A 13,949-nucleotide genomic window follows, 5' to 3' on the forward strand; every position below is an offset into this window, starting at 1 on the left:
ATTTGCATCCCGTTATTTTCGGGATTGTAAGCAGGCGTGGTGGAATTGGTAGACACGCTAGACTTAGGATCTAGTGCCGCGAGGTGTGCGAGTTCGAGTCTCGCCGCCTGTACAAGTTAGAAAGCTTCAGTATTTACTGAGGCTTTTTTATTTAACGATAATTTGATTTATTATTAGGTAATTATTTTTTCGAGGTTATAATTAGTTCCCCCTTTTCTAGATTATCTCCAGTAACCGTAAGTTTTATGTTTCCAACTTTATTTGTTGACTGAACCAGTACTACGAGTTTACCACTAAACAATTTCATCGTTGGTAAGTGAAATAGTTCTAATGAAGTTGCATCTCCATTGCAGGCAGCTCTGTATAAGCCATTTCCTTCAACTTTAAATTGAAGTTGGTTTGTTGCTGTTGGACAAGGGATGCCATTTTTGTCTACTACAGAAACTGTAACAAAAGCAATATCTTCACCATTGGCTTTTAAAGTTTTTACATCAGAATCGAGAACAAGCTCATATGGTTTTCCTGAGGTTTTGATTTCTTTTTCGGCCGCAGGATTGCCATTGTTATCTAAAGCTACTACTTTTAATATTCCGGGTTCGTATTTTACATCTATCCACATTAAACGATATCGGTTTTGATTCGTTTTGTTGTTTTTAGTTTGGATTCCTAAACTTTTTCCGTTCAAAAATAATTCTGCACTATCGTAGCTTGTATACACAAAAACTGGTGTGGTTTCGCCTTCACGTCCTTGCCAATTCCAATGCGGTAATATATGAAGTGTTTCATCTTCGGTATTCCAACGACTTCGGTACAAATAATAGCGGTCTTTTGGTAAACCTGCTAAATCATTAATTCCAAAATACGAACTTCGCGATGGCCAAGCTTCATCGTACGGCGTTGGTTCCCCCAAATAATCAAAACCTGTCCAGACAAACTCGCCAATAACCCAAGGTCTATCATCTTGTAATACAAAATCATCATCTGGAAGATTGGACCAGCTACAGTATTCCAAATCGTAAGAAGAGGATTGAAAATCTGGATAGGTCTTCATACTAGCAATTTCAACAGGAAATTTATAGATGCCACGAGAACTTACTGTTGAAGCTGTTTCGGAACCTAAAAGGAAACCTTGCGGAAAACGTTCATAAGCTTCGTCGTATAAATGAACTCTGTAATTTAGTCCTGGAACATCCATAATGGCACCAAAACCAGATTCCATAACCGCTTTCACTTGGTCCATACCAACCGTTACAGGTCGCGTTGGATCTTCTCTATGAAAAATATCTTGTAACCATTTAGCACGTTTAACACCTTCACTTCCCCATTGATCTGGCACCTCGTTACCAGAACTCCACATAACAATGGATGGATGGTTTCTTGTTGCTCTCACTAAGTTAACGACATCCTTTTCGGCATATTCATCAAAAAAGCGATTATAGCCATTTTCAACTTTTGGTTTTTTCCATTCGTCAAAACTTTCAGCCAAAAACATAAAACCCATTTCGTCGCAAAGTTCCAATTGCTCAAAAGACGGCATATTGTGTGCGCTTCTAATGGCATTGCAACCCATATCTTTTAAGATTTTGAGTTGACGTTGCAATGCAGACCTATTTACTGCTGTACCAATTGGACCCAAATCGTGATGTAAACAAACACCTTTAAATTTTCTGGTTTCGCCATTAAGGCTAAAACCTGTGTTTGGGCTGTAATCTATGGTTCTAATACCAAAGCGTTGTGTTATTTCATCTTTAAGAATGTCGCCTTTGTAAAGCTTTAAAACAGCAGTATATAAATATGGTGTTTCCGGACTCCAAAGTTGCGGTTGGTTGACTTTAATATTTTGTTCAAACTCATTGTTGATGATGGTTGAGGTTTCTTTAGAATTTATTTCGTTGCCATCTTTGTTATAAATTTCCGTGACTAGCTTTAAATCTGTACCAAAAGCTTTTGTTTTGATGTTAACTTTAGCTTCATCTAACGAAATTGAAGGTGTGGATATAAATGTAGACCATTGCTCAAAACTTTCGTTATTTTTTATAATGACCCTTACATTGCGGTATAAACCAGCTCCAGGATACCATCTTGACGATTTACCTTCATTGGTTAGTTTTACGGCTAAAGTGTTTTGAGATTTACCATTAATGTATTTTGAAACATCAAAATAAAAATAGCTGTAACCGTACTTCCATTCACCAACTTTTTCTCCGTTTAAAAAGATTTCTGGTTCGCTCATAGCGCCTTCAAAAAGCAATAGTACTTTTTTGGTATCGTCAAAATTCTCAAGTGAAAAAGTATTTCTGTACCAAGCTTCTCCGATGTAAGGTAATGCGCCAGTTCTGCCTGTTTTTTCAGTGGCAATATCCTCGCCATTTTGAGTAATGGCAACGGTTTGTTTATCAACTTCTTTATCAAAAGGGCCATAAATTGCCCAATCGTGAGGAACGGTTACGGTTTCCCATTTAGCGTCATCAAAATCTACTTTAGTAGCACTAGGATGTTGCCCTTTTTTAAATTTCCAACCTTTTTTTAACGTGATTATTTCTCTGGTTTGCGCTTCAGAAAAATATGCTCCGCAGAAAAATATCAAACAACCAAGAAGTGAAAATAAAGTCTTATTCATTTAGTGAAGCGTTATAAAATTTAATTCCGAGCGTGGCTTTATTATCGTGATCAAAAAGTGTAGCATTGTCCCAATGAGAACCTTGTGCCCAAAGTGTAGAACAGCCTGTAGAAACCCAAGCAGGTTCCCAATATACTAAGCCTTGTCCGCCAGCATTTTCGATAATTAGGGCTAACTGATTAAGATAGTCTAATTGTCCTTGCTGGCTTGCAGGAAATCCGCCTGTTAAAGCATCTGAACCTAAAATGTTATTGGCATTATCTGCATTTTCAAGCGTAAAAGGATAAGCTGTTTCAACAATCATCAATTTTTTGTTATAGGTGTTAATTAGTGTAGAAAGCGGTGTTTGTACTTCATCTAAATCGTAATCGGACCACAAGGGATAATAGGATAGTCCAATCCAATCAAAATCTGTGATGCCATTTGCTGTAGCTTGCTCAAACCACCAAAGTCCATTTTCTGGTTGTGCAATATGAAGCATTACTTCTATGTCTTTATTTTTAGCTGTTGCAATATCCCTAACAGCTTCAATACCTTTATTGATTAATGTAGCATTTCTAGTCCAGTCTATAGGCCAAACTAGCTCACCTTGTTGCAAAATCATACCGTTAATTTCATTACCGACTTGTACCATGTCTGGCAATAAATTTTGATTGGATAATTCATCTAGAGTGTTATAGGTGTAATTGTAAAGCAACTCACCCAAAGCAGGGGTATTGTTTATTTCGTTAAGCCAAGCGGCAGGGATTTCTTGTTTGGAAGGATCTGCCCAAGTATCGCTATAATGAAAATCCAATAGCACTTTTAAACCTTTGGATTTAGCGCGTTGTATGGTTTCCTTAACATCATTAAAGTTTGAGTAATTGGTCCAATCAGGATTGTGCCAAAGACGTACTCTTACCAAATTAGCACCTTCGTTTTTAAATAGTTGATATACATCTGTAGTTATTCCGTCTGAATCCTTATAGATGGCACCACAATCTTCCATTTCATTGACATAAGACAGGTCAGCACCATAATAAAATGAAATTGGTGTTTCGGTTAGATCACTATCATCATTAGTGCCATTTGAATCTTTTTCTATACACGAATTGACACCAAAAAGAAGTGATAGCAATAATATTATAGACAAAATGTGATGCATTCCTAATTTAAGATATGTCATAATTTACAGCAATTTTCTGCTAAGTTAAAAAAATATTTTTCAAACACCTACCAGTACCTACCAGTTTTTGTATATATTTGTTCTGTGAATATTATTAATGTAAATAACAACACCGGAATACCTAAGTATAAACAGATTATACAATCTATAGAAATGGGTTTACTTGATGGTCGTCTTAAAAAAGGTGATAAACTGCCTTCGGTGAATAGTATTAGAAATAGATTTTCATTATCTAGAGATACTGTTTTCATGGCCTTTGGTGAGTTAAAAAAACGAGGTATAGTTGAAGCTATTTCTGGCAAAGGTTATTATATAAAAAGTGAAGATGTTACCGTAGTAAAAAAAGTGTTTCTTTTTTTTGATGAATTAAACATTTTTAAAGAAGATCTTTATAATGCATTTACAAATGCCCTAGGACAAGGTGTACAGGTAGACATCTTTTTTCATCATTTCAATGAAGAAGTATTTGCCAAGCACATTAATGACAATCTGGATAATTATAACTACTATGTAATTATGCCTGCAAGTTTAAAAAATGTAGCAAAAACGTTGGAAAAATTACCAAAAGAAAAAGTCTATTTGCTAGATCAGACGAATGAAGAATTAAGTATCTATGCAGGAGTATTCCAAAATTTTGAAGCTAATGTTTTTGATGGTTTAACTCGTTTAAAACCAATGATGCAGAGCTATAACAATTTAATCCTGATCACCCCAAAATCTAATCAACCAGAAGGTATTTTTAATGGTTTTAGGAAGTTTATTTCAAAGATTACGATTAAAGGAAGCCAAGTTGCTGGTTTAGAATTAGTAATTCCAAACCAAGGTGACATCTATTTAGTTCTTGATGATAGAAGCTTAATAAAGCTTATAAAAAAGCTTAAGCAGAGTACGCTTAAAATAGGAGAGGATGTTGGTATTATAGCTTATAATGATTCATTACTCAAGGAAATCGTTGAAGGCGGTATTACAACTATATCCACAAACTTTAAGGAAATGGGAGAGCGCATGGCGTTTATGATAAATAATGATGAGTTTGCCCAGATAAAAAACCCCAATAACATTCTTATTAGAAAGTCACTTTAGATGTATAAAATTGAACACGTTAAGAGTGAAAATTCGAAAAGTCTTGTTATAAGCAATCAAGAAGAAACCAATACCCTATTAATTAATTTGGATGAAGGTGGTAGGGTTGCATCATATAAACATAAAGGAATTAATATTATATCGGATATAGAAAATTCTCCCTACAATAAGAGTTATGCTGCAGCTATTCTTTTTCCTTTTGCAAACCGAATTGAAAATGGTGAATATGTTTTTAACGCTTCAAGCTATAAACTGCCTTGCAATGAAAAGGGAAACAACAATGCTATACACGGTTTGGTTTATAATAAGTCCTTTAAGTTAATAGGTGAAGAATTAAAAAGCGATACAGCCAGAATAGTTCTATATTATAAAGAAAAAAATGGTTACCAAGGGTTTCCCTATAAATTTTCAATCTGGTTAATCTATATTTTAAATAATGGCGGGTTTTCAGTGACCGTTAAGGTAAAAAACGATGACGACTATTCATTTCCTTTTACACTAGGATGGCATCCTTATTTTATAAGTTCAGATTTACAGCAAAGTCAGCTAATTTTTAATGCTAAAGAAAAATTTTTAAGTGATGAAAAGGGTATTGTACTGGATAGAGAAAAATTCACTACTAGCATACCAATTCAGTTGGGTAAAATAGAACTTGATGATGCATTTACTGTAAACTCAAATATTGCAAAGCTTATAACACCAGACTACACACTCAAATTAGAGTCGTCATCTGCAGAAAACTATTTACAAATTTATACACCTGAGGAGCTTAATGCTATTGCAATAGAACCTATGGTAGGGGTGTCAAATAGCCTTAATAATGGTATAGGTTTAAATGTATTGGACTCCAATGAAACCTATGAAAAAGAATGGATCTTAAAAATATCTAAAAACTAAAAAATAAAAGACTATGCAATTCTTAGCATTTATAGGATTCACGCTAATTGTAGCAATTATTTCTTACCTAAAAACAAGATCAACTAAAGAGTCTACATTAGATGGTTATTTTCTTGGAGGCCGAAGTTTAACAGCGGGAGTTATTGCTGGGTCTCTTCTACTTACTAATCTTTCAACAGAGCAAATCGTTGGTTTAAATGGATCTGCATACGAAAGCGGCCTTTCCGTTATGGTTTGGGAAACCTTAGCTGCAATCGCTATGGTAGCAACAGCAATGTATTTATTGCCAAGATATCTTAAAGGCGGAATAACAACAGTACCTCAATTTCTTCAAGATAGGTTCGATACTTCGACGAAAACCATTACATCTATCTTATTTTTAACAGGATATGCGGTGGTGCTTTTGCCAATAATATTGTACTCTGGTTCTATTGCACTAAGCGGTATGTTTGATGTGCCAGAATTGTTGGGCGTTTCAAAATCTACAGCATTGAAAATATGTATTTGGGGAATAGGTGTCATGGGATCTATTTATGCGATTTTTGGGGGATTAAAAGCAGTTGCCGTTTCAGATTCAATTAACGCTATAGGTCTATTAATTGGCGGACTATTAATTCCGGTTTTCGGACTTTTACTAATAGGTGATGGAAGTGTCATAGACGGACTTTCTATTTTAACAACAGAGCATCCCGAAAAATTCAAGTCCACAGGTGAACTCACAGACCCAGTACCATTTTATACTATTTTTACAGGAATGATGTTGGTGCAGCTATTTTATTGGGGAACTAATCAACAAATTATTCAAAGAGCACTTGGTGCCAAAGATTTAAAGGAAGGACAAAAAGGACTATTACTAGCTTCGTTTATTAAAATACTTGGACCAATAATAGTGGTGTTGCCAGGTTTAATTGCATTTCATGTATTTAATGGGGAGTTAGGAAATGCAGATGAGGCCTATCCAGCACTTGTCAAAAAAGTCTTACCAAATGCTTGGGTTGGTTTTTTTGCAGCGGTATTATTTGGTGCAATTCTGAGTTCGTTTAACAGTGTGTTGAATAGTTCTGTCACCTTATTTGGTATGGATGTCTACAAGCAACATATTAATAAAACCGCTAGTGATAGGAGTGTGGTTAGGTATGGAAAGTTTTTCGGAATTATCTTGGCTATACTTGCAATGATGATTGCCCCTTTAATTGAAGATGCTGGTAGTTTGTTTGATTACCTTCAAGAGGTCAATGGTATTTACAGTATACCTATTTTAACGATTATAGTTGTAGGCTATTTCACCAAAAGAGTACCTGCAATTGCAGCTAAAATTGGTTTAATAACAGGATGTCTGTTATATATTCTAAGTCAGTTTTTACTTCAACCTTATTTTATTGAAAAAGCTCTAACAGAGGCAAAATTGAATGGTGTCGTATCGGAGTCAGCGATAGCATTAGTGGAAGCCAAAGCATACCCTCATTTTTTAGATATTATGGCAATTCTCTTTGTCTTGAATATTATAATCATGCTCATTATTGGGAAGTTTCGTCCCAATAGCCAAGCTTATAACATGGAGTACACTAAACAGGTCAATATTACACCTTGGAAGCATGTTAACACAGCAAGTATAAGCATAGTTGTGGTTGTAATAGCCATATACATATATTTTGCGTAGCCTATGAATACACAACTTGTAAATACAATAAGAGATAGGTATAAAACTATATTTAAGGCTGAAGGTGTTTTAGTGTTTTCCCCTGGTAGAATTAATCTAATAGGTGAGCATACAGATTATAACAATGGTTTTGTGCTTCCTGCTGCAATTGACAAGGGTATTGTTTTAGCTCTTGGAAGAAGTAGCAATAACCATTCTACTATAGTCTCTATGGATATGAATGAAGAATTGGTAATAGACCTTAAAAATCTCGAAAGAATAGAAGAGAGTTCATGGAAGAATTACATCATTGGGGTTATTGCAGAAATCTTTAAAACTGGAAAGCAAGTCGAGAATTTTAATTGTGTTTTTGCTGGCGATATTCCTGTAGGATCTGGTTTGTCTTCCTCTGCAGCGCTAGAAAATAGCTTAGCTCTTGGTTGCAATGAGCTCTTTAGTTTAGGTTTAAACAAAAATGAATTAATATATATATCCCAAAAGGCAGAACACAATTATGTAGGCGTAAACTGTGGTGTTATGGATCAATATGCGAGTATATTTGGAAAACATAATCATGCTATATTTTTGGATTGTAAAACATTACAATCAGAATTAGTCCCTGTACAACTCCAGAAATACGAAATTGTACTTGTTAATAGTAATGTAAAACACGCTTTGGCAGAGAGTGGTTATAACGACAGGTATTCCGTCTGTAAAAAAATCATTAAACTTCTTAATAAACCATCGCTTAGAGAGGTTTCGTTTGAAGAGTTGAATTCTATAAAAACTAAACTTTCAGAATCAGATTATAGAAAGGGAGTTTATGTTCTTCAGGAAAATGATAGAGTAGTGGCATGCAAAAATGCGCTTAAAGATAATGATGTTGAAGCTGTAGGTAGATTACTTTTTGAATCGCATATTGGACAAAGTAAAATGTACGATATAAGCTGTACAGAATTAGATTTTTTAGTAGATGAGGCTAAAAAAAGTGCTTACGTCATTGGTGCAAGAATGATGGGAGGTGGTTTCGGTGGTTGTACTATTAATTTGGTATTAAAGAAAGAAGTAGAAGATTTTAAATTAAAAATTTCAAAGGCTTATAAGAAAAACTTCAATAAAGATTGTAGTATTTATAATGTAAAGTTGGGCGACGGCACAAGAGTTATTAAATAAAAACTAAAATGGAAGATTATTTACAAAACGCGTCACATAAACGATTTAATATTTTAACAGAAGAATGGGTCTTGGTATCTCCGCATAGAACTAAACGACCTTGGCAAGGGCAAGAGGAAGAATTATCTACATCAAAAAGACCTAGCTATGACCCTAATTGTTACTTATGTGCAGGAAACAAAAGAGCCAATGGAGAAGTAAACCCCAATTATGAAGACGTTTTCATTTTTAAAAATGATTTTGCTGCGCTAACACATGGAAAAGAGAACTATAAAACAGACCATAAACTCATTAAAGCCGAAACAGAAACAGGCATATGCAAAGTTGTATGTTTTAGCCCAGATCATTCAAAGAGTCTAGCCCAAATGTCTATTAGAGAGATAGAAAAAGTAATCAATGCATGGCAGAGAGAATATAAAAACTTGGGAAAAAAGGATAGTATCAATTATGTACAGATATTTGAGAATAAAGGTGAAGTTATGGGTTGTAGTAATCCGCACCCTCATGGTCAAATATGGAGTCAAAGTTCACTGCCTAATGAAGTTTTAAAAAAAGACAGAAGTCAGTTTAATTATTTCAGTGAAGAAAGTAGTTCATTGCTTGAGGATTACCTCAAACAAGAAATAAAATTAAAGAAACGTATTATTTTCGAAAATGAAGCCTTTGTAGTTTTAATTCCGTTTTGGGCCATATGGCCTTATGAAACAATGATCATACCCAAGGCGCATCAAACAGATATCTGTAAAATACCTGTCGCTGAAACAGTATTATTCGCAGAAGCTATTTCAGTAATTACAAAGGTTTATGATAAGTTGTTTAACTGTTCTTTTCCGTATTCTAGCGGAATTCATCAATCTCCTACAGACAAAGCCAATAATGAGCATTGGCATTGGCACATGAGTTTTTACCCTCCACTTTTAAGAAGTGCAACTGTAAAAAAATTTATGGTTGGTTACGAAATGTTTGCGAGTCCACAGCGTGATATTACTGCTGAAGCAGCAGCAGAATCCCTAAGATATTTATTATAAAAAAAGAGCTTCTCAACGAGAAGCTCTTTTTTGCTCAAATAACACTTAATAATTAGAGCTTGACTAACTTGGTTGTCATTGTTTGTTTATTATCATTTTCAACTTTGACGATATACATTCCTGTATTTAAGGAAGAAATATCAAATGAATCTATTCTTGTAAAATCACCTTTATAGGACTTTATCATTTTTCCTGATAAATCATAGATCTCAACGTCTGAAACATTGGTGTTGATACTAAATGAAGTACGAGATGGGTTAGGGTAAATAGTAAAACCAAATAATGACTCATCTTCTACACTCAACACATTTGATGGTTTATTACCTAAGATTCTAAACTGGCCCGCAGGAATAGTGATAGAAGTTGTTGAATTTGTAATCGTGGTATTTCCTGTTGGATCCATAAGATCGTACCACGTTGAAGTGACACCTGCAGGGAAATTAGTATTTACCGTTTGTGATACCACATCAAAGTTTGCTAAAATAATAACGTTCTTTAATTCCGTTGTTGGTATGGAGTTATCAAAGATGTCAATTCTTGGTGTAAAATCGCCAGAAGTCATGGTATAATCTCCTTCAAAAACAGGTTCGTCTGTTTTTAATTTATGAAGTTTAGACCAATCATCATAAACTGCTCCTCTAACGGCATCAGCTAACCAATTATTTGTCCATTGTGGTTGTGGCTTCGTGTCTAATTTACAATCTCCATCACCTCCGCCAGGTAAATTAACGGTACCATTATTACACGTGAAAATTGAATTTTCCATACCGAGCTCACCAAAATGCCATATCATTTTAGGACCAGGTACCATTACCGAAACGGCAGCCATAGCAGACATTCTAGAAATGGCCGTATTTAAATCTTGTACATTATGACTTGCATTACTGGTGTTACCAAATGCTAAATTTTTATACATTAAGCGTTCTTCATCATGACTTTCTGGGTAACCGACAACTCTTGGCCCATTAAATGAAGGACGAGAGTTATGACCAATACCATTAATGTTTTTGTTTCCATTTTGTCCCATGGTCAACTCATTATAAGGATCAGTCATTTTTCCCCACATCATTATTCCTTTACCTTCGTCGAACCTATAATTCGCCCATTCTTTTTCTTCATTTTCGCTTCCTAAATGCTCAAAAATTACATAGTGGTCATCATCTAAAGACCAAGAATAATCAGCATACTCTTTAAGTACATCTACTCGGTCTTGTTGGTATTGATTAGTGCAACCTTCATTGTTTTCACAATTTTGGGTAAACCCTTTGGTTAAATCCCAACGGAATCCGTCAATATTGAATTCTTCAATCCAGTGTTTTACTACACGCTTAACGTAATCTTTTGTTCTAGGGTTAGAGTGATCATAATCACTACCTACACTATAACTATGTTGTGCAATTTCATTAAAATAAGGGTTGTCACTACTTGGATCTCCCCAACCGTCACCATCAGGATCGTTCATCCACATTCTTACCATAGGGCTTCTTCCAAAGGCGTGATTTAATGCGATATCCAGTATTACTGCGATTCCATTTTGATGACAAACATCAATAAATTCTTTAAACTTTTCTTCTGTACCATAAAACTTATCCAAAGCCATATGAAATGAAGTGTTGTAGCCCCAACTTTCATTACCTTCAAACTCCATAACTGGCATTAACTGAATGGCATTGATATTAAGATTTTTGAAATAATCGATTCTATCTATAAGATCTTGATAGTTTCTATCAGCATCAAAATCCCTAACCAAAACTTCATATATAATTAAATCTTCCTTCTTTGGTTTTTCAAAATTTGTAACCTGCCAATTATAAGCTGTCTGACCAGTTTGAAGTACAGTGACCTCACGCTCTTGACCTGTAGGATATGCTGGTAAGTTAGGATATGTTGATGAAGGAATAAAAGGATCATCAAACGGAGATAAAACTAAAGTAGAATAAGGATCCGCTACCTTAACTAAAGACGGAGAATTTGCAGTTGGTGTTTTATCTGCTACCCAATATTGATAAGTTTCTACTTGGCCCGGAGTTAATCCTGTAAGTTCTATCCAGAATTTATTGTTTCTGGTCACATCTTTTTTCATGGCATAATTAGAATCTGGTTGCCAGTTATTAAAACTTCCTGCCAGATACACAAAATCTTTCCCAGTAGCATATAAAACTAGTACTGCCGTATTGTCGTCAATATATGTAATACCATCTTGATAATTGGTTGGCATGATGCCAATATTTGATCCTGGGTCAATGAGAACACTAAACTCTTTTGTAATTGTAGTACCATCTAAAACAGCAACCAACTCATAATTTGTGTTTTCTGTAATATTAGTAACAGTGTAAGAGTAGCTATTAGTTGAGCCATCCGTGTCAATAACAGATCCATTTGCGCTTAGTGTGTAACTTGCATTTCCGCCAATATTAGTTGCAGAAATAGCTAAGTCATCACCAGAATTAATGATAGTTGTATCATCGCTAGGAGAAGTTAAACTAACCTGAAATGTCCCAATCTCAAAAATAAAGTCATTACAGCCACTAGCTTTAAACTCTTGCGAACCATCTTCATTTCTAAATACCATTCCCATTAAAACAGCGTTCGCGGCTTGGGTTGCGGTTAGACCGTAATAGGTTTCTGGCACTAAGGTTATAGAGTATATACCACTCCCTTGGCTTGTCATTTGGCCAACACCATCATCTTGTCCCCAATTTCCAACAACACTAATATTAAAAGCATTATCGCTATCACCTACACCAGAGTGCATATACACTTTGTTTGGGCTAGTAAAACCATCGCAGTCAGTAGCTGTACTATTGATGTCTAGAGTTATGGTTATGCTTTCATCAATTTCAAATGGGTTGGGTGTAATAGTCACTTGACTAAACATAAGTAATGAAAAGCCAAAGCATAAAATTGATAAGTAGAACTTTTTCATAGAAGTTTTTGTTTTTAAAAAAAGGGCTGAAAAATCAGCCCTTTTAGGTTTAAGGGTTATACCCTAAATTATTGAATTTTATTAAGTTGGTAAGTGCCATTAGCAACATCTAATCTAACTCTGTATAATCCAGCAGTTACAGCAATATTATCACCACCAGCATCTATAGTTCCATCAGCACCAGTATCTCCATAGTCAGAAGCCCAATCGTTATTAGCTCTGAATTTAACTTCACCATCAACAAGAGTAGCAATGTCTCCGTAGTAAACATCTGGTTGTATTTGAGTTAAAGCGAAATCTGGACCAGCTCCACCCCAATCATTATAACCAGAACCTACAACACCCCAAACATCAGTAGATTCGATTGAGTAAGTGTTGTCGTTGAAGTTTAAAGTTATTTGGTAATGTCCTGCACTTACAGGGATGTTATCTCCTCCGCCATCTAATGTACCATCTAAACCAGTATCACCAAAGTCAGTAACCCATTCGTTGTTTTGTCTGAATTTAATTTCACCATCTACCAATCTAATGCCAACTTTAAAGGTATCAGTAGTATAGTCGTAGTAGAACTTTCCATCAGGACCTGCTCCACCCCAATCATTATAACCAGAGCCAACAACTCCCCAAGAGAAATCTTCCATCATGTAAGTACCAGCAGCAATATCTAAAGTGATTTTATACGTTCCAGCAGTTACAGCGATGTTTGCACCACCTGCATCAAGAGTACCATCAGCACCGTCGTCACCAAAGTCATTTACCCATTCGTTATTTTCTCTAAACTTAATCTCACCATCAATAAGTGTTACGTAAGCTACAAAGACATCGGCAGTACTTGTAGTATAGAACTGACCGTCAGGGCCAGCTCCGCCCCAGTCATTATAACCAGAACCAACAACACCCCAAGATGCTGGCATAATTCCGCCACCACCTGTTCCAGTGCTCTCTAATAATTCTACATTTAATACCATAACATTTGAAAATGCTTCTGTTCCACTACCAGTATCACCTGGATATGCTCTTAATCTCACAGAAAATGATCCAGTATTTGGCTCTGGACTATCTGGATCAGCGTCTAAACCAGCTTCCATAGCAACACTCATCATTTGTCCAATAGTCATTGCTATTTCGTTAGACGTGGTTGATGAAACAACAGTAGCATCTGTAAAATCTCCACTTACTGAGCTTTGTAGTTCGTAAGTAACATTTGTTGGTGCACCAAAATCTGCGCTGACCCAAGTGAATCTTTCACCAAGATTACTTGAAGTTGCAGCAGCAAGTACATAGTTATCTAAAGTAGAATTTGTAAACACAAACCCTTCTGGTTCTTGTGTTGTGAAAACAACGTCATCTTCAGTTTCACAACTATTAAAACTTATTAAGGCTAAGATGAAAAGGCCTAAAATTGATAATTTTTTCAT

Annotated in this window: 9 protein-coding genes and 1 tRNA gene; 6 read left to right on the plus strand and 4 right to left on the minus strand. The window is 35.4% G+C overall.

Going from position 1 to position 13,949, the window contains the following annotated elements; translation table 11 throughout:
* Window positions 1-30 precede the first annotated feature (30 nt).
* Window positions 31-112 (plus strand) — tRNA-Leu (locus F1003_RS05450).
* A 69-nt stretch (window positions 113-181) separates the two neighbouring features.
* Here the strand turns inward: F1003_RS05450 and F1003_RS05455 are convergent.
* Window positions 182-2,620 carry a DUF4982 domain-containing protein gene (locus F1003_RS05455; protein ID WP_155088206.1) on the minus strand — a complete coding sequence of 813 codons (2,439 nt, stop codon included), beginning with the start codon at window positions 2,618-2,620 and terminating at the stop codon, window positions 182-184.
* A complete protein-coding gene (locus tag F1003_RS05460) occupies window positions 2,613-3,785 on the minus strand; it encodes a glycoside hydrolase family 53 protein (protein WP_235898274.1) in 1,173 nt (390 codons plus the stop codon). The genes F1003_RS05455 and F1003_RS05460 overlap by 8 nt, the downstream gene beginning before the upstream one ends.
* An 84-nt stretch (window positions 3,786-3,869) precedes the next feature.
* Here F1003_RS05460 and F1003_RS17305 point away from each other — a divergent pair, with 84 nt between their 5' ends.
* Genes F1003_RS17305 through F1003_RS05485 form a run of 5 tightly spaced genes read left to right on the plus strand, consistent with a single transcriptional unit; the run spans window position 3,870 to window position 9,605 of the window.
* The gene (locus tag F1003_RS17305; RefSeq protein ID WP_162306905.1) at window positions 3,870-4,868 is read left to right on the plus strand and encodes a GntR family transcriptional regulator; all 999 of its coding nucleotides are present in this window, start codon (window positions 3,870-3,872) and stop codon (window positions 4,866-4,868) included.
* Window positions 4,869-5,765: an aldose 1-epimerase gene (locus F1003_RS05470; protein ID WP_155088207.1), complete on the plus strand. Its 897-nt coding sequence runs from the start codon at window positions 4,869-4,871 to the stop codon at window positions 5,763-5,765. It begins immediately after the preceding gene.
* Between the two features lie 13 nt (window positions 5,766-5,778).
* Complete coding sequence (locus F1003_RS05475) at window positions 5,779-7,425, plus strand: solute:sodium symporter family transporter (RefSeq protein WP_155088208.1); 1,647 nt, start codon at window positions 5,779-5,781, stop codon at window positions 7,423-7,425.
* A gap of 3 nt (window positions 7,426-7,428) precedes the next feature.
* Window positions 7,429-8,577 (plus strand): galactokinase, encoded by a 1,149-nt coding sequence (gene galK, locus F1003_RS05480; protein ID WP_155088209.1) that lies wholly within the window; start codon window positions 7,429-7,431, stop codon window positions 8,575-8,577.
* Window positions 8,578-8,585: 8 nt separating this feature from the next.
* Window positions 8,586-9,605, plus strand: a complete 1,020-nt coding sequence (locus F1003_RS05485; RefSeq protein ID WP_155088210.1) for a UDP-glucose--hexose-1-phosphate uridylyltransferase — start codon at window positions 8,586-8,588, stop codon at window positions 9,603-9,605.
* A 52-nt stretch (window positions 9,606-9,657) separates the two neighbouring features.
* On the opposite strand, the gene F1003_RS05490 is transcribed toward F1003_RS05485, so the two are convergent.
* Together F1003_RS05490 and F1003_RS05495 are read right to left on the minus strand one after the other, a co-directional pair.
* Window positions 9,658-12,531 (minus strand): alpha-amylase family glycosyl hydrolase, encoded by a 2,874-nt coding sequence (locus tag F1003_RS05490; RefSeq protein WP_155088211.1) that lies wholly within the window; start codon window positions 12,529-12,531, stop codon window positions 9,658-9,660.
* A gap of 68 nt (window positions 12,532-12,599) precedes the next feature.
* Window positions 12,600-13,949 carry a SusF/SusE family carbohydrate-binding protein gene (locus F1003_RS05495; protein WP_155088212.1) on the minus strand — a complete coding sequence of 450 codons (1,350 nt, stop codon included), beginning with the start codon at window positions 13,947-13,949 and terminating at the stop codon, window positions 12,600-12,602.

It is taken from the genome of Winogradskyella ouciana (assembly GCF_009709615.1).
Lineage (GTDB): Bacteria > Bacteroidota > Bacteroidia > Flavobacteriales > Flavobacteriaceae > Winogradskyella > Winogradskyella ouciana.